Here is a 22,435-nt window from a genome sequence, read left to right on the forward strand (position 1 = left end):
CTTTAAGAGCGCCAGAAAGTTGGGGTGAGTAGCACTAACAAGGTAAACACTTCTAGACGACCGAAAATCATCGCCAATACCAGCAACCACTTCGCCCCGTCAGGAATGGTTGCGTAGTTCGCCGCAACTTCACCCAAACCTGGACCTAAATTATTGAGCGCAGCAGCGGTTGCTGAAAATGCTGTAATATCTTCCAGTCCGGTTGCCAACAAGCCGAGCATAATCACCACAAACACCAATGCATAAGCAGCAAAAAATCCCCATACTGCCTCGACCACACGTTGTGGCAATATCCGCTGACCTAATTTCACTGAGTACACTCCCGATGGGTGCACTAAACGGTTGAGTTCTCGCACTCCTTGGCGGAATAACAACACCACGCGCACAACTTTCAAACCACCGGCAGTTGAACTGGCGCAGCCGCCAATAAAGCTGGCAAAAATAAGTAGGATCGGTAAAAACAGCGGCCAACTGGCAAAGTCTGTCGTTGCAAAACCGGCGGTAGTGCTTATCGAAACCGCTTGAAACAACGCTTGATTGAACGCGGTTCCAGTGTCGCTGTAAACGTCGTGAACCAACACCGTCGCAAACACAATGAAGATAAGTGTCGCTTGAATCCCCAAAAACGCGCGCGTTTCGGGATCACGCAATAATGGCAAAATGGAGCGCCCGGTTATTGCTGCATAATGCACCGCAAAGTTGATCGACGACAGCAGTAGGAACACCACACAAATGGTATTAATCGTCGCGCTGTCAAAATAACCCATGCTCGCGTCATAGGTACTAAAACCGCCGACAGCTATGGTCGAAAAGGCATGGCCGATGGCATCAAACCAAGACATACCCGCCAAATGATAGGCGATGGCACAAACAGCAGTCAGTGCAACGTAGATGTACCAGAGATGTTTGGCCGTATCGGCGATACGCGGCGTCATTTTCGCGTCTTTCAAGGGGCCCGGAATCTCAGCGCGATATAACTGCATACCGCCGATACCGAGCATCGGCAAGATAGCTACCGCGAGCACGATGATACCCATACCACCAAGCCATTGCAGTTGCTGACGATAGAACAGCAAACTATGTGGCAGGGTCTCAATGCCCTGAATGACTGTTGCGCCGGTCGTCGTCAAGCCAGAAAAGGATTCAAACACCGCGTCGGTGAACGACAAGGGCAGCTCTTCGGCGAAATACAGAGGCATTACCCCGACCATCCCCAACACCGTCCAGAACAAGACAGTTAACAAAAAGCCGTCGCGAACTTTTAAGTCATGCCGCACATTACGTTGTGGATACCAAACTAAGAAACCGATCCCAAGACTAATCGCAAACGCAAGGATAAAGGCGGTGCCGCCACCATCACCATAGATCAGCGCAACCACTGCAGGAGGTAACAGAGTGGCACTGAATAAACAAATTAGCAGCCCTAAAATCCGTAAAATGCCTCGTGTGCGCACCACTAATCCCCAGATGTTTTTGCTAAGGTGACACGCCCTTGTGTCGCGTTTTTAAGCGCCGCTGCCAAGTCCGGAAATTGTGCTTCAGGTAGAGCAACACGCTGCGAAATGGTGGCGCCAAAATCTTGTTGTTCGATGATGGCATCGTACTGTGCTAACCAGTGCGATACAACATTTTGATCTGCATAATCGTAGTGTAAATACGCTGATTTGCGAACTTTTTTCTCGATTTTCTCGGTTGCTTCCAAGCCCACAAGCGTCGCTTGTGTATAAGCGCGTTGCAGCCCTCCGGTACCGAGTTTTGTGCCGCCAAAGTAGCGGGTTACCACCACAGATACTTCGCCAAGGCCGCTATTCAGCAAAACCGTTAGCATAGGTCGCCCCGCCGTACCACTTGGCTCACCATCGTCACTCATCACATAACTCGAGGAAGCACTAGGTGCAGCGCAAATGGCTGCGTGACAATAATGGCTCGCGTTTGGCCACTGTTGCTGACAGGCGTGAATATGTTGCTGATGCTCGACGGAACTGGTGACCGGCGCGACCGAACAAATAAAGCGGCTTTGCTTAACCGCTATTTCGGCAACCGCGCTTGCAGCAGGAATTAAATAGCTTTGCATTCAAATACCTAAAGATTGCTTGCTAATCGTCATATCCTTTAAATCAGCGAAACGGTTGCGGGGCGCTTCAGGATGCTCCAACAACAAATAGATTTGTTCATAAGCCAGCACGTTCTTTACGTAGTCACGTGTTTCTTTATAGGGAATCATTTCAACCCAGCGATCAATCGCAATCGGCTGCTCAGGAACCCAATCGATAACGCGATAAATGCCGCCGTTATATGCCGCCGTTGCCACCACCCAGTTGTCTCCCAAGCGTCGCTTGAGATCAGCCATATAGCGTGTCCCAAGCTGTATGTTAGTACTCACTCTCATGAGGTCATAACGGTCATATTGACGCTTGCCAATGTAGCTTGCCGTGCTCGGAAGTAGCTGCATAAGACCATGAGCATTCGCACCAGAGGAAGCATCAAAACGAAACGCACTTTCGCGGCGTGAAATCGCCAAAGCCCACTCGACCGGGATACCGGCTTGTTGTGCAAACTCGCGATGCTCCTCAGCATAAGCTTGCGGGAAGCGTTGCTCAATCGCACCGAATTCGCCCAACTGCCCCAATGTGTAAATTGCTTGGTCATGCCAACCCCACTGGGAAGCCAGCACCGCCATCAATTCTTGTTGTCGCGCATCAGTGATTTGCAACAACTGAAACCATTCACGTCGCGCATCGATATAGCGCTGCAGTTGCAGGAATTCGTACGCTCTTTGCACGCCGGGCAACGCGCGAATATCAGCTAACTCTTCAGCCGTGTAGACAATGGGGTCACGGTTCAGCGACAGCGGCTTATCGACCTTACTTGCGGCCAGATATCCGTAATAGCTGCGCTGCTCGGCTATCGCCTCAAAGCCTGCTTGCGCTTGTTCATGATTGCCAAGTTCCTCGTGAGCGCGCGCCTGCCAGTATTGCCATTGCGCTTGCTCAGCGGCCACCGCCATTTGCGCCAGTGGATGCTCAATAAATGCTTGCCATTGCCCCTCACGTACCCATTCAGCCAATTGCCACTGCATAGTTTGCACGTCATGCTCGGCAACCGTTAATCGCTGCAGCCAGGTATGCGCAGCAGGATGGTCTTTGGCGCTTAGCGCCACCGCAAATTTCTGCTCGATTTCGGTAATCTGTGAAGCCGTTAACGGAATACTTGCCGGTAATTGCTGCATCGTTCGTATCGCCAGATCAGGATCACGCCAAATCAATCGCCCTAGCCCATAGCTCACAATATCAGCTGCACGACTCGCAGCACGACCTTGTTGATTCGCAAGACTTGGCAATTCGCGGACCAAATTGGCAGGGTTACGCCGTACTTGCCGATAACTTAGAATGAGCTCTTTAGTTGGACTATCTACTAGCCGTGACAGATAAGGCAACAACGAGTGCTTACCTTCTTCCGCCGCTAGCTGCGCGCGGCGCCAGACCATTTGCTCAGTGCGTTTACCAGCGTCGGCCCAAGTTTCGAGGAGCGGATCACATTCGCTCGGTAGCGACTCCCCCGTTAACCAGAGCTGATCAACCGCCCGCAGCACTGCGTCACGCGGCTGGGTGGCTTGTTCGAGCGAAAAGCGCCAAAAATAGCAACGATGACTGATACGTCCTGGATGTTGGAAATCGCGAATGAAGCGCTGCTGTTCGTTATTCCGCGCCAAATAGTCAAGCCACGGTCCGCGTAATTGCCAATCTAAAGGCGTGTCATCGAGTACTTCCAAAAAAGTAAGCACGCGGTCTTCGTTGGCGAGATAGCCGACTTGCAGCAACCGTTCAAGTTCGAGGTAGGGTAGCAATGGATAATCTTGTAGCTGCCCGAGTAGCTGATTGTATTCCACCAGCCGTCCTCGCTTAGCCGCATATTCCGCTTTGCGGAATGCTTGCCGTTGCAATTCACGACTATCGCCCCCAGCTAATTGAGGATCGAAGATTTTCGGCTCGGCAACTGCATTCCCAAGTGGAAGCAGTGTCAAGCTGAGTGCACAGACTGTTGTTCGTAAGAACCGCATAATTTCAAACGCACGTTTAAAAAACATTGAAAAATCGCCCCAATCGGGCGAAACTCTAGTGACTAAGAATCATACGCTAACCGAAAGCAATCTGGAAATCAGGAGACCATATATGATTTATCAGGGTGAAAGCATTCGGGTCGAATTTGTCACCGACGGCATTGCCGAATTGCAGTTTGCTGCAGCCGGCTCCGTCAACAAATTCGACCAGAAAACCTTGGAAGAATTCAGTGCAGCCTTGTCGCAACTCGCGACCACCGATGGCCTTCGTGGCGTTATCGTCACCAGCAGCAAACCTACTTTTATTGTAGGCGCCGACATCACCGAATTCCAAACCTTATTCGCAGATCTCGAACAAACGAAAAAATGGGTGCACAAAGCATCACGCGTTTTCGACCAACTTGAAGATTTGCCAGTGCCGACCGTTGCAGCCATCACCGGCTTTGCCCTCGGCGGCGGCTGTGAAGCTACCCTCGCCTGTGACTACCGCGTTGCTGATACCACCGCGACCATCGGCTTACCAGAAGTGAAGCTTGGACTGATTCCAGGTTTCGGTGGCACCATGCGTCTGCCACGTATCATCGGCCCAGACAACGCCCTGGAATGGATTACCACAGGTAAGAACAATTCCGCTGTTGATGCGCAAAAAGTTGGTCTCGTAGATGCCGTTGTCGCACCTGAGAAACTGCGCGATGCCGCACTCGAAATGGTCAAGCAAGCCATCGCTGGCGACCTCAACTGGCAGGCCAAGCGCCAGCCTAAACTAGAAGCACTGAAAGCCAACGACACCGAATTAACGATGACCTTGGTCACCGCCAAAGGCATGGTCGCAGCCAAAGCAGGCAAGCATTACCCAGCACCGCATGCAGCCATTGAAGCCATTGAAAAAGGCGCTCGCCATGCGCGTGAAGAAGCGCTCAATGCCGAAAACAAAGCTTTCGTTGGCCTAACTCAAACGGACGCTTGCCATGCGCAAGTTGGCATCTTTATGGCTGACCAACTGGTCAAAGGCAAAGCGAAAAAAGCCGCGAAACAAGCCAGCAAAGAAATCAAAACTGCCGCTGTACTTGGCGCTGGCATCATGGGTGGTGGTATCGCCTATCAATCAGCCTACAAGGGCGTGCCGGTCGTTATGAAAGACATCCGTCAAGAAGCACTTGATCAAGGCATGGGCGAGGCTAGCAAAATATTAGGCAAACTCGTCGAGCGCGGCAAAATTGACCACAAGAAAATGGCGAAAATTTTGTCAGCCATTACCCCAACCTTACTCGATGAGGCAGTTAAGAACGTCGATATCGTAGTGGAAGCCGTAGTTGAAAACCCAGACGTTAAGGGCAAGGTGCTTGCGCAAATGGAGCAAGTCGTTGCTGACGATGCCATTATCGTCTCAAACACGTCGACCATCTCTATCGATCGCCTCGCGAAGAATTTAAAAGATCCATCACGCTTCTGTGGCATGCACTTCTTTAACCCAGTGCACAAAATGCCGCTGGTTGAAGTGATTCGTGGTGAAAAAACCTCCGATGAAACCATTGCCGCAGTGGTGGCTTATGCCTCTCGCATGGGCAAAACCGCGATTGTTGTCAACGATTGCCCGGGCTTTCTAGTGAACCGCGTCTTGTTCCCTTATCTTGCCGGCTTTGCAGGCATGGTCGACGAAGGCGCAGACTTCGCTGTTATCGACAAAGTGATGGAACGTCAGTTCGGCTGGCCGATGGGTCCGGCGTACCTGTCGGATGTGGTCGGTATCGATACCGCGGACCACTGCACCGTCGTCATGGCTGATGGTTTCCCATCACGCATGCCGCGTGATACGAGTAGCGCCATTGCCAAACTTGCCGCAGCCGAACGTTACGGCCAGAAAAATGGCAAAGGCTTCTACAATTACGGCGTTGACAAGAAAGGTCGCCCGAGCAAAGAAAAGGCACCGGAAGTTTACGACATGCTTGGCATCACAGGTAAAGAAATCAGCGCTGATGAAATCATCGCACGTACCATGGTGCCAATGGTGAATGAATGCGTACGCTGCCTCGAAGAAGGCATCGTTAACAGTGCCGCTGAATGTGATATTGCACTCCTGTACGGCCTCGGCTTCCCGCCGTTCCGTGGCGGGCCTTTCCGCTACCTAGAAACCGTCGGATTGCAGAACTTCGTCGAACTTGCTGACAAGTACGCACATCTAGGCGAAATGTACCAAGTTACCGACGGTCTGCGTGAAATGGCTAAAGCCGGTAAATCTTACTTCGCAGGCTAACGGAGGATATTATGAAAGACGTAGTAATTGTCGACTGTATTCGCACCCCAATGGGGCGCTCGAAAAATGGCGTGTTCCGTAATGTTCGCGCCGAAGACCTCTCTGCACACCTAATGAAAGGCTTGCTCGAACGTAACCCTCAAGTGGACGTCAACGAACTCGAAGACATCTATTGGGGTTGCGTCCAACAAACCCTCGAACAAGGCTTTAACGTTGCCCGCAACGCCGCTTTAATCGCCGGCATACCGCACCACGTTGCAGCCGTCACCGTGAATCGCTTGTGTGGCTCGTCCATGCAAGCATTGCACGACGCCGCCCGCGCCATCATGGCCGGCGACGGCGATATCTTTATCGCCGGTGGCGTCGAGCATATGGGTCACGTCCCCATGACCCACGGCATCGATTTTCACCCAGGCATGAACAAGTCAGTTGCTCGCGCCTCTGGCTCAATGGGCATGACCGCTGAATTGCTCGCACGTAAGTTTGAGATTGACCGTGCCGCCCAAGATGCCTTCGGTGCGCGCTCACATCAACGCGCCCACCAAGCCACCCTTGACGGCCGCTTTGCCAAAGAAATCTTGCCGATCGAGGGCCACGATGCCGATGGTATTTTGCGCCTTATTAAAGATGACGAAGTCATTCGTCCAGAAACCACCGTCGAAGGCCTCGCGCAGTTGCGTCCGGTATTCGATCCGGCTAACGGCACCGTGACCGCGGGCACCTCGTCAGCATTGTCTGACGGCGCTGCGGCCATGCTCGTCATGTCAGCTGACAAAGCCAAAGCACTTGGCTTAAAGCCACGCGCAAAAATCCGCGCCATGGCAGTTGCCGGTTGCGATCCATCAATTATGGGCTTCGGCCCCGTGCCAGCGACCAAAAAAGCCTTGCAACGTGCCGGCCTCAGCATCGACGACATCGATTTATTCGAGCTCAACGAAGCCTTCGCCGCCCAATCGTTGCCAGTCCTCAAAGGCCTTGGTTTACTCGACAAGATGGACGAAAAAGTCAACTTGAACGGCGGCGCCATCGCCCTCGGTCACCCACTCGGCTGTTCAGGCGCGCGCATCTCCACCACCCTGATCAACCTGATGGAAGACAAAGGCGCTACCCTCGGCCTCGCCACCATGTGTATCGGCCTCGGTCAAGGCATCGCCACCGTGTTCGAGCGCCTCGACTAAGCAGCGCTTTTGAGCTTCACGGTTTTGCCGTAAACTAAACGCCGTTCCTTAACCGGAGCGGCGTTTTTGTTTGGATAGCGGATTTAAAAGGAATAACTGTGGCAGACACTATCACCCAATCCCTCGATACCCTTGGCCTGCGCTGCCCCGAGCCGGTCATGCTGATCCGTGCCGCCATTCGCAAACTCAACGATGGCGACTTACTCGAAGTGCTCGCTGACGATCCAGCTACCACGCGTGATATTCCGAGCTTCTGTCGGTTTATGGATCATGAGTTGGTAGTCGCGGAAACGGCTGCGGTGCCCTATCGGTATGTGATTCGGAAAGGCGGTTAGTCGGGATTCGGGATTCGGGATTCGTGCGCTTCGCTGTTCGAGGGGCGGAGGCCGAGTGTGGGGGTTGCGTTTGTGGAGCACGGGTGTCTGCCGCATGGATGCGGCAGCCAAGCCCCCAGGGAAGGGTTCACGGCGTCCCGTGATACACAAACGCGCCCCCCGCACAAAGGCCGCAACACCGGAGCCACGCGGGTGTTAGATGTATTTTTGCCAGAATTCGGCGATGCCGTTGCCCGCGTCAAGTTGGTAGGGCTTGAAGCCAAATTTATCGTAGGCGATTTTGGCCGGCTCGTTGCCTTGCAGTACTTCCAGCGTTAGTTTTACACAACCACGAAATTGAGCTAGTGTTTCTACCTCTTGCAACAAGCGTTTCGCAATACCTTTACCACGGAACTCCTTGATCACCGCAATATCGTGAATATTCATCACGGGCTTTGCCGCAAAGGTCGAAAAGCCTTCAACGCAGTTCGCCAAACCCACCGGCTGATCATCCACAAATGCTAACAGCGAAAACACATAGTCGCGCTTCGCCATCTCGTCCACTAAGTTTTCCCTCGTTTCCTCAGGCAATGGCTCGCCACCACCCATAGGATCGCGTGCGTAGTCATCTAACATAGCGACCACCGCTTGGCGATGCTTCGGATTTTGATAATCAGCTAAAGTAATTTCAACCATGATGCTCTCGTACCGTTAAGGAAAAATCACGCATCTCACGACAAACGTCGTCATAACAATGGCAGCTCACCACATGATCATTAACCATGCCCACCGCCTGCATAAATGCGTAACAAATAGTCGTGCCAACAAAGCTAAAACCCGCTTTTTTCAGAGCCTTCGCCATAGTATCAGAAACCGCATCGGAAGTCGGTATATCCCCCCCCTGCCGAGCGAAGATCCGCGGCGTTCCATCGCTAAATTGCCAAAGAAATTGGTTAAACTCGATACCTTGCTCACGCAACGCCAAAAATGCCCGTGCATTCTTAAATATCGACTCAATTTTCAGACGATTGCGAATGATGCCTGCATTTTGCATCAACTTAGCTTTATAACTCTCAGGCAGCTGCACGATCTGCTCCGGGTCGAAATCACAGTAAGCCTGTTCATAATTTGCCTGCTTACGCAAAATCGTGATCCAGCTTAGCCCCGCCTGCTGGCCATCTAAACACAGCTTGGCAAACAACTCCCGACTGTCGGTCACGGGACGTCCCCAGACCTCATCGTGATATTGCACGTATTGTGGGTCAGTCCCACACCAACTGCAACGATTCAGTGAAGCTTGCATTTTTCCATCGGCTCCTACGCCATGCCCTGTCACCAAGGCTGAATAAAGGTTATAATTTACGCCAATTTTCCGTAAAGATCTAAGTACGAGACCAACGCATGGCTAGCTATGATGTAAAAACCTTTCAGGGGCTCATCCTCGCGCTGCAAGATTACTGGGCGCAACAAGGCTGCGCGATTGTGCAGCCGTTGGATATGGAAGTGGGTGCAGGTACCTTCCACCCCATGACCTTTATTCGTGCCGTTGGCCCTGAGCCAGCGAATTTCGCCTATGTACAACCTTGTCGTCGACCTACCGATGGCCGCTACGGTGAGAATCCAAACCGCTTACAGCACTACTATCAGTTTCAGGTCATTTTGAAGCCATCGCCAAAAGACATTCAAGAGCTCTATCTAGGCTCGTTGCAAATGCTTGGTTTTGACCCGCTCGTACACGACATTCGCTTCGTTGAAGATAACTGGGAGTCGCCAACGCTGGGCGCTTGGGGTCTAGGTTGGGAAGTTTGGCTGAACGGGATGGAAGTGACCCAATTTACTTACTTTCAGCAAGTTGGCGGACTCGAGTGCAAACCGGTTGCCGGCGAGATCACCTACGGCTTAGAACGCTTAGCTATGTACATTCAAGGCGTTGACAGCATTTATGACTTAGTCTGGACGGACGGCCCACGCGGTAAAATACTTTACGGTGACGTGTTCCACCAAAACGAAGTCGAACAGTCAACCTACAATTTTGAACATGCCGATGTCGATGTGCTGTTCGCGCGCTTTGATGCCTGTGAGAAAGAATGTCAGCATTTGCTCGAGCAGAATTTGCCGCTCCCTGCTTACGAACAAGTCATGCGCGCCTCACACGCCTTTAATTTGCTAGATGCGCGTCATGCTATCTCGGTCACTGAACGGCAACGTTATATTTTGCGCGTCCGCACTATGGCCAAAGGTTGTGCTGAGGCCTACTATGCAGCGCGAGAAGCGCTTGGATTTCCACTGGCAGAGCAAGGAGCCTAAGTCGTGCATACAGCTACCCTACTCGTAGAAATTGGTACCGAAGAACTACCACCGAAGGCGCTGAAAAGCTTAAGTGAAGCGTTCGGGAGTGCGCTTGAGCAACTGTTGCAAGAGCACAACATCAGCGCCGGTGCCGCACGTTTGTTCGCCAGCCCACGTCGCCTTGCAGTACAAATCGCCGATGTTGCAGCGCAACAGGCCGACCAAGTGGTTGAAAAACGCGGACCTTCGGTTGATGTCGCATTTGACGCCGACGGCAACCCAACCAAAGCAGCAGAAGGCTGGGCCCGTGGCAACGGCATTACGGTTGCCGACGCCGAACGCTTGAAGACCGATAAAGGTGAATGGCTACTCTTCAAGGCCGAAGTAAAAGGCCAACCGCTGACTAAATTGCTGCCCGATTTTGTCGAGAAGGCGTTAGCTAAATTGCCGATTCCTAAGCCGATGCGCTGGGGCGCAAGCAACGTTCAATTTATTCGTCCGGTGCATACCATCACTATGCTGCACGGCGATCAGTTGATTCCAGGTAGAGTGTTGGGCGTTGCTTCGTCGAATCACTTGCTAGGCCATCGCTTCCATTGCCCGCAAGGTGCAACACTAACCCACGCCGATAGCTATGAGAAAACCCTAGAAGAAGCTTGGGTCGTTGCCGATTTCGCCAAACGCCGTCAGCGAATTGTCGATGGTATCACCGCCGCTGCAAAAGCCGCCAATGGCACCATACGTAAAGATGAAGCACTGCTTGATGAAGTCACTGCATTAGTGGAGTGGCCTGTAGCGCTTACGGCGAGCTTCGACAAAGCCTTTTTGAACGTGCCCAAAGAACCTCTGATTGTCACTATGAAGGACGATCAGCGGTACTTCCCGTTAGAAGATGCCGATGGCAACCTGTTGCCGAAATTCGTCTTCGTGACCAATATCGAAAGCAAGGACCCTGAGCAGATCATCGGTGGTAACGAACGTGTGGTTCGCCCTCGTCTGGCGGATGCGCAGTTCTTCTTCGATACGGATAAAAAAACCAGTCTTGCCGACCGTGTACCGGCGCTCGCAAATGTATTGTTCCAAAAGCAGTTGGGAAGCATCAAAGATAAGTCAGACCGGATTGCACAAGTCGCAGAAGGTATCGCCAAATTACTTGGCAAGGACGGAAGCGTCGCCGCCCGCGCCGGTTATCTCTGTAAAGCTGACTTAGTTTCGCAGATGGTCTCGGAGTTTCCAGAAACTCAGGGCGTGATGGGGATGCATTATGCGCGTAACGACAACGAACCCACCGGCGTTGCAGAAGCCATTTTCGAGCATTACCTGCCACGCTTTAGCGGTGACCAATTACCACAGTCGATTGCCGGCTGTGCGGTGGCGATTGCCGATAAGCTAGATTCGTTAGTGGGTATTTTTGGTATTGGGCAAACACCCAAAGGTGACCGCGACCCATTTGCTTTGCGCCGTGCGGCCATTGGTTTACTGCGTATCATTGTCGAGAAAGATTTGCCGCTTGATTTAGCCGACCTTATCGACTTGTCAAAGCAAAGCTTCGGTGCACTGTTGACCAATGACAATGTCGCGGACGAGGTGCTTGAATTCTTGCTAGGTCGGTATCGTCCAATGTACCAAGAGCAAGGTGTGAGTGTTGATGTGATTCAAGCGGTACTCGCCCGCCGTCCTACACGACCAGTAGATTTCAACCAGCGCGTGCATGCGGTCGCGGCATTCCGTAATTTACCCGAAGCAGAGGCGCTTGCGGCCGCCAACAAACGCGTCGCAAACATTCTGGCGAAGGTTGAAGAGACCATTCCAAATAAAATCGATAGTGGTTTACTCAATGCTGGCGAAGAAATTAGCTTAGTTAAAGCGCTTGAGGAAGCTGAGCTACGTTCGACTGCTGCATTAAAGCAGAACGACTACACTGGTGCGTTAAAGGCGCTAGCAGCGTTACAGAAGCCTGTAGATGCGTTCTTTGATAATGTGATGGTCAACGCTGACGATGTCGCAGTACGTGGCAATCGCCAAGCGATTTTGCAACGTCTACGAAACCTCTTCTTACAGATTGCGGACATATCAGTTTTAAACTGATTAAGTTATTGATTTTAAAACAAAAAGGAGCCTTTTGGCTCCTTTTTTTTGGATCGCTCTAGACTAGACGTCGAGATTCGCAACTTTCAATGCGTTCGTTTCGATAAAGTCACGACGCGGTTCAACTTCGTCACCCATCAGGGTAGTGAAGAGCTGGTCCGCTGCAATTGCATCTTCTATGGTTACACGCAGCATGCGGCGAGTTTCTGGATCCATAGTGGTTTCCCACAATTGATCAGGATTCATTTCACCAAGACCTTTGTAACGCTGAATATAGACTCCGCGCTTCGACTCATTAATCAACCATTCAACTGCATCAACAAAGTCGTCTACAGGTTTCTCTTTGTCACCACGCCGCACATAGCCACCCTCTTCGACGAGACCATTGATCTTCTCACCAATGCTGACCAGTTGGTCATAATCGCGAGACATCAAGAACTCATAGTTCAGCGGGTAATCGGTGTCGATACCGTGCATCCGCACAGTTACAACTGGCAAGTGCATCTTGCGCTCTTCATCAAATACGACACTCACAGTGTAGGTTGCTGAGTTGATTTCACGTGACGTCAGGTCGCCCTGCAACTGCTCCGCCCATGCTTGCATAGCAGCGCCATCTTTCAAGAGTTCGTCGCTCAAGCGCGGTGCATAGAGCAAACGCTGCAAGAAGGTTTCTGGCATACGACGCGATAAGCGATTCTTAATCGCGTTTTGTACCAGTTGGTATTCATTAACCAGAGTTTCTAAATGAGCACCGCTGATACCCGGGGCGTCGGCATTCACATGCAAAGACGCGTTTTCAAGTGCCAAGCTGGTCAAGTAGGCAATCAAACCTGGATCATCTTTGATATAGGTTTCTTGCTTACCCTTTTTAACCTTGTACAGTGGCGGTTGCGCAATGTACATATAACCACGCTCAATCAATTCTGGCATTTGACGATAGAAGAAGGTCAACAGCAGCGTACGAATGTGCGAGCCGTCGACGTCAGCATCGGTCATGATAATAATGCGATGATAGCGCGTCTTGTCTGGATTATATTCGTCGCGACCAATGCCACAACCCAATGCAGTGATGAGCGTTGCCACTTCTTGCGATGCAAGCATCTTGTCAAAACGAGCTTTCTCAACGTTCAGGATCTTACCTTTCAAAGGTAGAATCGCTTGGAACTTGCGGTTGCGGCCCTGCTTCGCAGAACCACCCGCAGAATCACCCTCCACGATGTAGAGTTCAGAAAGCGCAGGGTCTTTCTCTTGGCAATCAGCAAGTTTGCCTGGTAATCCCGCAAGGTCCAGCGCACCTTTACGACGGGTCATATCACGAGCTTTACGCGCAGCTTCACGCGCACGCGCCGCATCAATAATCTTGCCGACGATAATCTTAGCGTCGTTCGGGTGCTCAAGTAGGAAGTCGCTGAACTTTTCGTTCATTGACTGCTCTACTGCAGTTTTCACTTCTGAAGACACAAGCTTTTCTTTGGTCTGCGAAGAGAATTTTGGATCTGGAACTTTTACTGAGACGACCGCCACAAGACCTTCACGAGCATCATCACCCGTTGCTGTCATTTTGAACTTCTTGCTTAGCCCCTCTTTGTCCATGTAAGAGTTGAGCGTACGCGTAAGCGCTGCACGGAAACCGGCTAAGTGAGTGCCGCCATCGCGTTGTGGAATATTGTTGGTATAGCAGTAGATATTCTCTTGGAAAGTATCGTTCCATTGCATCGAGACTTCTACAGTAATGCCATCTTCACGCTCAGTTGAGAAGTGGAATACGCCCTGATGAATTGGAGTTTTCTTATCATTTAGATACTGAACAAAGGCGGCAATACCACCTTCATATTTGAAGTGGTCTCTTCTGTCTGAGCGCTCATCTTGCAAGATAATAGATACGCCAGAGTTCAAGAACGACAATTCGCGCAAGCGTTTTGCGAGAATATCGTAATGAAATTCAATACCGGTAAAAATGGTCGGGCTTGGCCAAAAGCGAATTTCGGTTCCGGTTCTGTCGGTGTCACCGATTTGCTTGAGCGGTTCTACTGGATCACCGAGATTGTAAAACTGCTCATAAACGTGTCCTTGTCGGCGAATCGTCATCTGCAATTTGTCAGATAACGCGTTCACTACCGATACACCTACGCCGTGCAAACCGCCCGAAACTTTGTATGAATTGTCGTCGAACTTACCGCCGGCGTGCAATACGGTCATGATGACCTGTGCGGCCGAAACGCCCTCTTCGGGATGTAAATCGACAGGAATACCACGGCCGTCGTCTTTAACCGATACCGAGTTATCGGTATGGATAGTGACGATAATATCCTTACAGTGGCCAGCTAAGGCTTCATCGATCGAGTTATCTACGACCTCGAAAACCATGTGGTGCAAACCTGTGCCGTCATCGGTATCACCGATATACATGCCTGGTCGTTTACGAACGGCATCGAGTCCTTTTAGGACTTTGATACTGGACGAATCGTAATTATTTTCTGCCATAACAAGCTTCTCTATAGTTCCTTGACGGTTCCATGTTCCACGTGGAACATTTTTGTTTCAGCGTTTGTTATTATATCGGGCAACTCGCCCTTATGTATCGCTGAGACGAATATCTGCGACTCGGTTGCTAACAACGCTTCGCAAAATTTTTCCTTACTCTGTACATCCAATTCAGCAGTGATGTCGTCAACGAGATAGATACATTGTACACCCGTTTGGGTACGCAAGTATTCCCCTTGCACAACCTTTAGCGCTGCCACCAAAAGTTTCATCTGCCCCCGTGATAAGACGTTCTTAACGTCCTCGCCATTAGCTGTCATTTTCAACTCAGCTTTATGAGGACCAACTGTTGAGTGCCCATAACGAAAATCACTTTCCTGATGTTTTTCGAGCGCCTCTTCCAGGGGCAAACCGGCTTCCCAGCCCTGCTTAAGTTGAATGCTAAATGAGTATTGGGGTAAGAAGTGTGCAAGTCGTTGTTGTACCACAGGCTCGAAATTTTCAATGTAGCGAGCTCTTGCGGCCGCCACATTCTCGCCATAGTCGACAAACTGCTTATCCCAATACGCATTTTCACTGGAACGCTGCCTACGTTTCAGTAAACTGTTTCGTTGTTTAAGTACGTGCATAAAGCGTGTCCAGTATTCGATAAATGAATGTTCCACGTGGAACACTCCCCAATCGATGAACTGTCGCCGAATGCGCGGTCCCCCTAAAATGAGTTCGATGGTTTCCGGCGTCATCAGCTGAACAGGCACTAAACGCGCCATTGGACCAAAGGTTCGTGATAACTCACCATCGACTCTAATTTTGACATCGCCTTGTTGGCTGCGTTGAAACCCAACAGTGTGCTTTGAGTCATCTTGTGCGGTTACTTTTGCGAAAATAACGAAGTCATTGATGTCGTGTTTGATGAGCTGCTTGTAGTTCCCTGGGCGAAAAGAGCGCCCTGCTCCCAGACAGTAAATCGATTCAAGTAGACTTGTTTTCCCGCTGCCATTGGCACCAATAAACAAATTGATGCGACGCTCCGGCGTTATCTTTGCTTCGGCAAAATTTCTAAAATTCGTCAGCGCAAGAGCGTCAATATACATACTTAACTAAACAGCCAACCGCGAACTAAAGACGCATCGGCATCACCACATAGAGTGATGAATCGTCTTCGTTATCTTCAATAAGTCCGCTCGCATCTGGACCCGAAAGGGTAATTTTTACTTTCTCACCATGTACGGTGTTCAGCACGTCAATCAAGTAGCTAACGTTGAAGCCAATTTCTAAAGGTTCGCCTTGATACTCGACTTCCACAACTTCTTCGGCTGTTTCTTGCTCTGGGTTATTTGCCGTTAAGCACATTTCCCCATTGCTCAAGGTAACGCGCACGCCTCGATATTTTTCATTAGAAAGAATCGCAGCACGTGAGCAGGCTTGCTTAAGCACATCACGCTCTGCAACCACAAACTTGTCACCGCCTTGTGGCAATACACGTCGGTAGTCCGGGAAGCGGCCGTCTACTAACTTACTGGTAAACGACATACCGTTCGTCTCGACACGAATGTGATTCGCGCCAATCGCGACTTTGGCTTCGTTGTCGGCATGATCAAGTAGCCGCATCAATTCAAGAATACCCTTACGCGGGACAATCACTTGGCGTCCGGCTAGATTCGGTTGCGGCACTTCAACTGAGCTCATAGCGAGGCGATGCCCATCGGTGGCAACCGTGCGCAAAATATTCGCATCGGTTTCAAATAGCATGCCGTTAAGGTAATAACGCACGTCTTGGTTAGCCATCGAAAAGTGGGTGCGCTCCATCAACTCACGAAGGACACCTTGCGTCGTTACCAACTGGATGTCGCTATCCCAATCATCAATATTAGGGAAGTCATCGGCTGACAAGGTCGCTAACGTAAATTTACTCCGCCCCGAACGAATGGTCGCTTTCTCAGCGCTGGCACTTACTTCAACTTGTGCACCTTCCGGCAGACTGCGAACGATATCGACCAACTTCTTCGCCGGCACCGTTACCTGACCTTCTTCGCCGTTCTCAATTGGACAAACAGATACCAACTCGACTTCCAAGTCAGTGCCAGTGAGTCGAATGTGATCGCTGGCAACTTGAATCAGCACGTTCGACAAAATTGGAATCGTATGGCGGCGTTCCACTGCCCCACTTACGACCTGAAGAGGTTTTAAAAACGCGTCGCGATTGATGATGAATTTCATCCCGTCATTCCCCTTTTCTTTTTATATACAGCACCGGCCTGTAACCAAACGCTTTTAGGCTGACAACGTGCGGATTAAGTTTCGATAGTCTTCTTTTATATCATGCTGCTCGTCTTTAAGTTTTTGTATTTTGCGACAAGCATGTAAAACCGTTGTGTGATCACGACCACCGAAGGCATCACCGATTTCTGGCAAGCTGTGATTTGTCAGCTCTTTCGCTAATGCCATGGCTAGCTGTCGTGGCCGCGTTACCGAACGCGTGCGGCGCTTAGACAATAAGTCAGCAACCTTAATATTGTAATACTCAGCAACGGTTTTCTGTATGTTATCAACGGTTACCAGTTTTTCTTGCGCTGCAATCAAATCGCGCAACGCCTCGCGGACAAAGTCGATGGTAATTTGACGTCCTGTTAGATTGACGTTTGCGGCTAAACGATTCAATGCACCTTCAAGTTCACGAACGTTTGAGCGCAGGCGTTTAGCAATAAAAAATGCAACCTCATGCGGCAAGGTAATACCACGCTCTTGCGCTTTGCGAATCAAAATCGCGACTCGGGTTTCCAGTTCCGGTGGCTCAATCGCAATGGTGAGTCCCCAACCAAAGCGCGAACGTAAGCGATCCTCTACCCCTTCGATTTCTTTCGGATAAAGATCACTGGTCATAATAATTTGCTGATTACCTTCAAGTAAGGCATTGAAAGTATGGAAGAATTCTTCTTGTGAACCCTTCTTATTGGCAAAAAAGTGAATATCGTCAATCAGTAATGCATCGACTGACCGATAATAGCGCTTAAACTCGTTGATGGAGTTATTCTTGAGCGCATTCACCATGTCCTGGACAAAACGCTCAGCGCGCATATAAAACACTTTTGCGCCTTTTTTGTTGGCCATGATGGCGTTGCCCACTGCATGTAGCAAGTGTGTTTTACCTAAACCTGTCCCACCATAGACAAACAATGGGTTGTAGACCCCACCCGGGTTTTCGGCAACTTGCAAAGCAGCAGCGCGCGCTAGCTGGTTCGATTTACCTTCAACGAAATTATCAAACGTGTATTCGGGATGGATATTACATTCGAACGCCGGCGCGGGGGTATCTTCATCCCAGGGACTTTGCCGACGTGCTGGACGCTCAACCGCCTGACGACGAATCTCTGAGCGTGCCGCTGGTCGATCACTGCCATTTTTTGCTTGCTCAAGACCCCCAACGACAAAAGAAACATTGGGCGCTTGCGCTCCTTTTTCTTTTGCCGCGTCGGCTAGATAGTCGTTGATCACACTCAGGTACTTGTCTTTGACCCAGTCCACCACATACATATTGGGCGCGTACAACGTAAGCGTGCCATCTTTTTGATCCGCCTGTAATGGCCTGATCCATGTGTTAAAGTGCTGTGTCGACAATTCACCCTGTAGCCGATCAGTACATTGTTGCCAGAGCGATTTGCTCACCCTTCACCCCTGCTTATTCTTATAGCTCGCACGATCCTCATTGGCGCACCCACTTTTGCACCAAAACAACGAGTTTTGTACGGATTATTTTGTATAATTTGATTCCATTGATTGTACTGAAGTCACACCGAATAGGCTAGCCTCGGGGGCAAATTATGCGACCAATTGCGGAAAAGTTATCCACAATAAAAATGATTCGCTTTTGCTAATTGTGGATACCTTTTCACGTTGACTTTGATCCTTTTAATAGGTAGAATTCTCGCTCTAAATTTTTAGGTAACTCGATTACGGAAGTAACGTCATGAAAAGAACATTTCAACCAAGCGTATTGAAGCGCAAGCGCACTCACGGTTTCCGTGCTCGTATGGCAACAAAAAACGGTCGTCAAGTTTTGGCGCGTCGTCGTGCCAAGGGCCGTAAAGTCCTGTCTGCGTAATTGAAGCAGTTTTCATATGGTCGGGAGTTACGCCTGTTAACTCCCGCTCAATTTCAGCAAGTCTTCAATCATCCCCCGGTGAAAGCTGTCACAGCTGAACTCACCATGCTCGCAGTACCCAATCAGTTAGACCATCCTCGCATCGGTGTCACGATTTCTAAGAAACGTGCTAAACGAGCTGTTGATCGAAATCGCATAAAACGCAAGATTCGCGAGAATTTTCGCCTAAAACAGCATAAAATACCGCCATTCGATATTATCGTTATAGCCAAGAGCGGTATCGTCGATCTCGAAAGTGATGTTCTACAACAACGGCTCGATTACTTATGGCGAACATTAACAAAGCGTTGCGTGCAATTCCTATCGGCTGCATCCGACTCTACCAGTGGTTCATAAGCCCACTGTTAGGACCGCGCTGTAGGTTCCACCCAACCTGTTCGCAATACGCCATCGAGGCGATACAAAAGCATGGTATGATGCGGGGCTTCTGGCTTGCCAGTAAACGCATTAGTAAATGTCATCCCGGGCACCCGGGCGGCTACGACCCGGTGCCAAACAATAATGCATCGGAATCAACGAACGAAAGTAAAACAGAGACGAAGGACTTATGAATTCGCCACGTTCTATATTGTTTATCGCCTTTTTGGTGGTCAGCTTTTTCCTCTTCCAAACGTGGGTGGCAGACACCCCGCCAGCTGGAACTCAAAAAGCCACACAACAAGCGAGCCAACCGACTCCGGGAGGTCAAGCCGAAAGTGCAGTGCCAAACAGCAACAGTGAACTACACGCCGATGAAAGCATTCCATCAGCGACACCTGGTGCAACACCAACGGCTGAAGCTCCACAAAGTGCTCGAGTCAATGTTAAAACTGACGTTCTTGAGGTATCTATCGCGCTTCGCGGTGGTGATATCGTCAACGCGCAACTACTTGAATTCGCGCGAACTCAAGACTCAGAAGAGCGTTTCGAACTCCTCCACGATGACCCAGCGCGCCTGTACATTGCACAATCAGGCCTAGTCGGACGCGATGGCACAGACTCTGCCGCTGGTCGTCCGCTGTTCTACGTGGAACGTGACAGCTACGAGATGTCGGGTGATAGCCTTCGTGTGCCAATGACCTACACTTTAGAAGACGGTTCGAAAATCACTAAAACCTTCGTTTTCAACAAAGGCTCTTATGCGATTGACGTGATTTACACCGTGCAAAACGCCGGCGCCCAACATAAAGAAGTGCAGTTCTACGCACAATTGAAGCAAGTTATGATTCAAGGTGGCGGTAACATGATGATGCCTACCTACTTAGGTGGTGCTTACTCATGGGACGAAGATCGCTATGAAAAATATGCTTTCGATGACATGAAAGATTCGCCGCTGAACCGTGCCACTGAAACCGGCTGGGTAGCGATGCTGGAACACTACTTTGTCAGTGCTTGGATTCCTCGTGTAGAAGGAACCAAACAACTTTCTTCAAGTATTCTGTCGAACAATCAGGCGCTGATGCGTGTCATGTATCCTACCGCGACCGTTGCGCCAAACAGCAGCGCTGATATTCGCGCCACCTTGTTTGTTGGACCTAAAGACCAAGACGCGATGGCCAATGTTGCCGAGAACCTCGACTTAACCGTCGATTATGGTTTCTTGTGGTGGTTGGCCCAGCCGATCTTTAAATTACTGCAAATTCTGCAGAGCTTCCTGATCAACTGGGGTCTGTCGATTATCGCAGTCACCGTGATCATCAAAGCCGTACTCTACCCGCTGACCAAAGCACAATATGTCTCTATGGCAAAAATGCGCATGGTGCAGCCGAAAATGCAGGCTTTGAAAGAGCGCTATGGCGACGACCGTCAAAAAATGTCGCAAGCCATGATGAAGCTCTACAAAGAAGAGAAAGTAAACCCACTCGGCGGCTGTTTGCCGATGCTACTGCAATTACCAATCTTCCTGGCCTTGTACTGGGTCTTGTTGGAGAGTGTCGAATTACGTCACGCGCCGCTGTTCCTGTGGATTGAAGATTTATCGGCGAAAGACCCGTACTACATCTTGCCATTGTTGATGGGTGTGTCGATGTGGTTCATGCAAAAACTACAGCCGACGCCGGCCACAGATCCGATGCAACAGAAGATCATGCAGTATATGCCGGTTATCTTTACGGTGTTCTTCCTGTGGTTCCCATCAGGTCTGGTACTGTACTGGTTAAGCAACAACTTGATCACTATCGGCCAGATGCAATGGATCTACCGTGGCCTTGAGAAGAAAGGCATCATGGAGCGCCGTAAGAAAAAATGAGTCTAGAACTCTCGAACGATACCATTGTTGCGCAAGCCACGCCTCCCGGGCGTGGTGGCGTCGGTATCGTTCGCGTCAGTGGCCCAGCAGCACGGCGCGTCGCCGAAACTCTGCTCGGCCATTGCCCTACCCCGCGTAAAGCCGAATACACGCCATTTCGTGATAGCCAAGGTCAATTGCTAGACGAAGGCATCGCGCTGTTTTTTGCTGGCCCCAATTCTTTTACCGGTGAAGATGTCCTTGAGCTGCAGGGACACGGCGGCCCTGTACTTATTGATATGATTATTAAAGCGATCCTCGACTTACCCGATGTGCGCCCCGCACGCCCGGGTGAGTTTAGCGAACGCGCCTTTTTAAACGACAAGCTTGATTTAACCCAAGCTGAAGCCATTGCCGATCTTATCGACACTACCTCGGAACAAGCTGCCAAAGCTGCCCTACAAAGCTTACAGGGCGGTTTCTCACACGAGATCGACCAGTTGGTCGATGCGGTGATTGCGCTGCGCATGTTCGTTGAAGCCGCCATCGACTTTCCCGACGAGGAAATCGACTTTCTTAGTGACGGCAAAGTCGCTGCAGACTTGGAAGCCATTCTCGACAATATGCACAGCGTCATGGTGCAAGCCAAGCAAGGCTCGTTGCTGCGAGAAGGCATGAAGGTGGTCATTGCTGGACGCCCCAACGCTGGCAAATCCAGCTTATTGAATGCCCTCGCTGGACGTGAATCCGCAATCGTGACCGCCATTGCCGGCACCACGCGTGATGTCTTACGCGAGCATATTCAAATTGACGGTATGCCACTGCATATCATTGATACCGCCGGCTTGCGTGAAAGCCCTGATGAAGTCGAACGCATTGGTATTCAACGCGCGTGGGACGAGATCCGAGGCGCTGACCGGGTACTCTTTATGGTCGACGCCACCGAAACAGACGCCGTCCATCCAGCCGATATTTGGCCTGAGTTTTTTGAGCAGTTGCCGGCCGAATTGCCCTTTACAGTGATTCGCAACAAAGTCGATTTAAATGCCGAACCAGTGCAAATTGAAACCATTGCTGGCATCCCTGTGCTGCATTTGTCAGCCAAAACCGGCCACGGTATTGAACTGCTCCGCGAGCACTTGAAACAATGCGTTGGCTACCAAGCCACCAGCGAAGGCAGCTTCATGGCGCGCCGTCGTCATCTAACCGCGCTAGAAAAAGCACGTGAGCACTTACTTACTGGACAAGAAGCATTAGAGCAGCATGTTGCTGGTGAAATTCTGGCTGAAGAGCTACGCTTAGCGCAGCAACATTTGAATGAAATCACCGGAGAATTCACCTCCGATGATTTGCTAGGTAAGATCTTTAGCTCCTTTTGCATCGGTAAATAACCGCCCCCC

The 22,435-nt window shown here is 50.5% G+C and carries 19 protein-coding genes; 10 read left to right on the forward strand and 9 right to left on the reverse strand.

Annotated features, from left to right (window positions below; genetic code table 11):
* Positions 1-2: 2 nt before the first annotated feature.
* The 3 genes from IDAT_RS10795 to IDAT_RS10805 are packed head-to-tail and all read right to left on the reverse strand — an operon-like array spanning position 3 to position 4,060.
* Positions 3-1,454 (reverse strand): TrkH family potassium uptake protein, encoded by a 1,452-nt coding sequence (locus IDAT_RS10795; protein ID WP_034733508.1) that lies wholly within the window; start codon positions 1,452-1,454, stop codon positions 3-5.
* A 2-nt stretch (positions 1,455-1,456) separates the two neighbouring features.
* The gene (locus IDAT_RS10800; protein ID WP_034733510.1) at positions 1,457-2,074 is read right to left on the reverse strand and encodes a YigZ family protein; all 618 of its coding nucleotides are present in this window, start codon (positions 2,072-2,074) and stop codon (positions 1,457-1,459) included.
* Positions 2,075-4,060 carry a transglycosylase SLT domain-containing protein gene (locus tag IDAT_RS10805; RefSeq protein WP_162178402.1) on the reverse strand — a complete coding sequence of 662 codons (1,986 nt, stop codon included), beginning with the start codon at positions 4,058-4,060 and terminating at the stop codon, positions 2,075-2,077.
* 112 nt (positions 4,061-4,172) lie between these two features.
* On the opposite strand from IDAT_RS10805, the gene fadB reads away from it, so the two are divergent.
* The 3 genes from fadB to tusA all read left to right on the forward strand — a co-directional run bounded on the left by fadB (position 4,173) and on the right by tusA (position 7,827).
* On the forward strand, positions 4,173-6,314 hold the full coding sequence (gene fadB / locus IDAT_RS10810) for a fatty acid oxidation complex subunit alpha FadB (RefSeq protein WP_034733512.1): 2,142 nt from the start codon (positions 4,173-4,175) through the stop codon (positions 6,312-6,314).
* Positions 6,315-6,325: 11 nt separating this feature from the next.
* Positions 6,326-7,492 (forward strand): acetyl-CoA C-acyltransferase FadA, encoded by a 1,167-nt coding sequence (gene fadA, locus IDAT_RS10815; RefSeq protein WP_034733514.1) that lies wholly within the window; start codon positions 6,326-6,328, stop codon positions 7,490-7,492.
* 98 nt (positions 7,493-7,590) lie between these two features.
* A complete protein-coding gene (gene tusA, locus IDAT_RS10820) occupies positions 7,591-7,827 on the forward strand; it encodes a sulfurtransferase TusA (protein WP_211250603.1) in 237 nt (78 codons plus the stop codon).
* A gap of 195 nt (positions 7,828-8,022) precedes the next feature.
* Here the strand turns inward: tusA and IDAT_RS10825 are convergent, their stop codons facing one another.
* Positions 8,023-8,502: a GNAT family N-acetyltransferase gene (locus IDAT_RS10825; protein ID WP_034733518.1), complete on the reverse strand. Its 480-nt coding sequence runs from the start codon at positions 8,500-8,502 to the stop codon at positions 8,023-8,025.
* On the reverse strand, positions 8,495-9,109 hold the full coding sequence (locus tag IDAT_RS10830) for a DNA-3-methyladenine glycosylase I (RefSeq protein ID WP_034733521.1): 615 nt from the start codon (positions 9,107-9,109) through the stop codon (positions 8,495-8,497). Before IDAT_RS10830 ends, IDAT_RS10825 begins: the two co-directional genes overlap by 8 nt.
* 98 nt (positions 9,110-9,207) lie before the next feature.
* Between IDAT_RS10830 and glyQ the strand changes: the two genes are divergently transcribed.
* Both glyQ and glyS read left to right on the forward strand, forming a co-directional pair.
* On the forward strand, positions 9,208-10,113 hold the full coding sequence (gene glyQ, locus IDAT_RS10835) for a glycine--tRNA ligase subunit alpha (protein ID WP_034733524.1): 906 nt from the start codon (positions 9,208-9,210) through the stop codon (positions 10,111-10,113).
* A gap of 3 nt (positions 10,114-10,116) precedes the next feature.
* The gene (glyS, locus tag IDAT_RS10840; protein ID WP_034733526.1) at positions 10,117-12,183 is read left to right on the forward strand and encodes a glycine--tRNA ligase subunit beta; all 2,067 of its coding nucleotides are present in this window, start codon (positions 10,117-10,119) and stop codon (positions 12,181-12,183) included.
* 63 nt (positions 12,184-12,246) lie between these two features.
* Here the strand turns inward: glyS and gyrB are convergent, their stop codons facing one another.
* The 4 genes from gyrB to dnaA are packed head-to-tail and all read right to left on the reverse strand — an operon-like array spanning position 12,247 to position 18,333.
* On the reverse strand, positions 12,247-14,667 hold the full coding sequence (gyrB, locus tag IDAT_RS10845; RefSeq protein ID WP_034733528.1) for a DNA topoisomerase (ATP-hydrolyzing) subunit B: 2,421 nt from the start codon (positions 14,665-14,667) through the stop codon (positions 12,247-12,249).
* Between the two features lie 11 nt (positions 14,668-14,678).
* Complete coding sequence (gene recF, locus IDAT_RS10850; protein ID WP_034733530.1) at positions 14,679-15,761, reverse strand: DNA replication/repair protein RecF; 1,083 nt, start codon at positions 15,759-15,761, stop codon at positions 14,679-14,681.
* 25 nt (positions 15,762-15,786) lie between these two features.
* Positions 15,787-16,887, reverse strand: coding sequence for a DNA polymerase III subunit beta (gene dnaN, locus IDAT_RS10855; protein WP_034733532.1), 1,101 nt, complete (start codon positions 16,885-16,887; stop codon positions 15,787-15,789).
* Positions 16,888-16,941: 54 nt separating this feature from the next.
* The gene (gene dnaA, locus IDAT_RS10860; protein WP_034733534.1) at positions 16,942-18,333 is read right to left on the reverse strand and encodes a chromosomal replication initiator protein DnaA; all 1,392 of its coding nucleotides are present in this window, start codon (positions 18,331-18,333) and stop codon (positions 16,942-16,944) included.
* Between the two features lie 301 nt (positions 18,334-18,634).
* On the opposite strand from dnaA, the gene rpmH reads away from it, so the two are divergent.
* The 5 genes from rpmH to mnmE are packed head-to-tail and all read left to right on the forward strand — an operon-like array spanning position 18,635 to position 22,426.
* Positions 18,635-18,769 carry a 50S ribosomal protein L34 gene (gene rpmH / locus IDAT_RS13195; RefSeq protein ID WP_055439485.1) on the forward strand — a complete coding sequence of 45 codons (135 nt, stop codon included), beginning with the start codon at positions 18,635-18,637 and terminating at the stop codon, positions 18,767-18,769.
* Positions 18,770-19,165, forward strand: a complete 396-nt coding sequence (rnpA, locus tag IDAT_RS13200; protein WP_081909827.1) for a ribonuclease P protein component — start codon at positions 18,770-18,772, stop codon at positions 19,163-19,165.
* Positions 19,096-19,380, forward strand: a complete 285-nt coding sequence (gene yidD, locus IDAT_RS13205) for a membrane protein insertion efficiency factor YidD (protein WP_081909828.1) — start codon at positions 19,096-19,098, stop codon at positions 19,378-19,380. Before rnpA ends, yidD begins: the two co-directional genes overlap by 70 nt.
* Positions 19,377-21,056 carry a membrane protein insertase YidC gene (gene yidC / locus IDAT_RS10865; protein ID WP_034733536.1) on the forward strand — a complete coding sequence of 560 codons (1,680 nt, stop codon included), beginning with the start codon at positions 19,377-19,379 and terminating at the stop codon, positions 21,054-21,056. Before yidD ends, yidC begins: the two co-directional genes overlap by 4 nt.
* Positions 21,053-22,426 carry a tRNA uridine-5-carboxymethylaminomethyl(34) synthesis GTPase MnmE gene (mnmE, locus tag IDAT_RS10870; protein ID WP_034733538.1) on the forward strand — a complete coding sequence of 458 codons (1,374 nt, stop codon included), beginning with the start codon at positions 21,053-21,055 and terminating at the stop codon, positions 22,424-22,426. Before yidC ends, mnmE begins: the two co-directional genes overlap by 4 nt.
* Positions 22,427-22,435: the final 9 nt, after the last annotated feature.

It is taken from the genome of Pseudidiomarina atlantica, from assembly GCF_000753735.1.
GTDB lineage: Bacteria > Pseudomonadota > Gammaproteobacteria > Enterobacterales > Alteromonadaceae > Pseudidiomarina > Pseudidiomarina atlantica.

Bases quoted from the DNA above. Each gene is read 5' to 3' on its own strand.
- yidC (WP_034733536.1), top strand. From the start codon at position 19,377: ATGAATTCGCCACGTTCTATATTGTTTATCGCCTTTTTGGTGGTCAGC.
- IDAT_RS10800 (WP_034733510.1), bottom strand. From the start codon at position 2,074: ATGCAAAGCTATTTAATTCCTGCTGCAAGCGCGGTTGCCGAAATAGCG.
- IDAT_RS10805 (WP_162178402.1), bottom strand. From the start codon at position 4,060: ATGCGGTTCTTACGAACAACAGTCTGTGCACTCAGCTTGACACTGCTT.
- fadA (WP_034733514.1), top strand. From the start codon at position 6,326: ATGAAAGACGTAGTAATTGTCGACTGTATTCGCACCCCAATGGGGCGC.
- recF (WP_034733530.1), bottom strand. From the start codon at position 15,761: ATGTATATTGACGCTCTTGCGCTGACGAATTTTAGAAATTTTGCCGAA.
- rpmH (WP_055439485.1), top strand. From the start codon at position 18,635: ATGAAAAGAACATTTCAACCAAGCGTATTGAAGCGCAAGCGCACTCAC.
- yidD (WP_081909828.1), top strand. From the start codon at position 19,096: ATGGCGAACATTAACAAAGCGTTGCGTGCAATTCCTATCGGCTGCATC.
- dnaN (WP_034733532.1), bottom strand. From the start codon at position 16,887: ATGAAATTCATCATCAATCGCGACGCGTTTTTAAAACCTCTTCAGGTC.
- gyrB (WP_034733528.1), bottom strand. From the start codon at position 14,667: ATGGCAGAAAATAATTACGATTCGTCCAGTATCAAAGTCCTAAAAGGA.
- glyQ (WP_034733524.1), top strand. From the start codon at position 9,208: ATGGCTAGCTATGATGTAAAAACCTTTCAGGGGCTCATCCTCGCGCTG.
- IDAT_RS10830 (WP_034733521.1), bottom strand. From the start codon at position 9,109: ATGCAAGCTTCACTGAATCGTTGCAGTTGGTGTGGGACTGACCCACAA.
- IDAT_RS10825 (WP_034733518.1), bottom strand. From the start codon at position 8,502: ATGGTTGAAATTACTTTAGCTGATTATCAAAATCCGAAGCATCGCCAA.
- fadB (WP_034733512.1), top strand. From the start codon at position 4,173: ATGATTTATCAGGGTGAAAGCATTCGGGTCGAATTTGTCACCGACGGC.
- mnmE (WP_034733538.1), top strand. From the start codon at position 21,053: ATGAGTCTAGAACTCTCGAACGATACCATTGTTGCGCAAGCCACGCCT.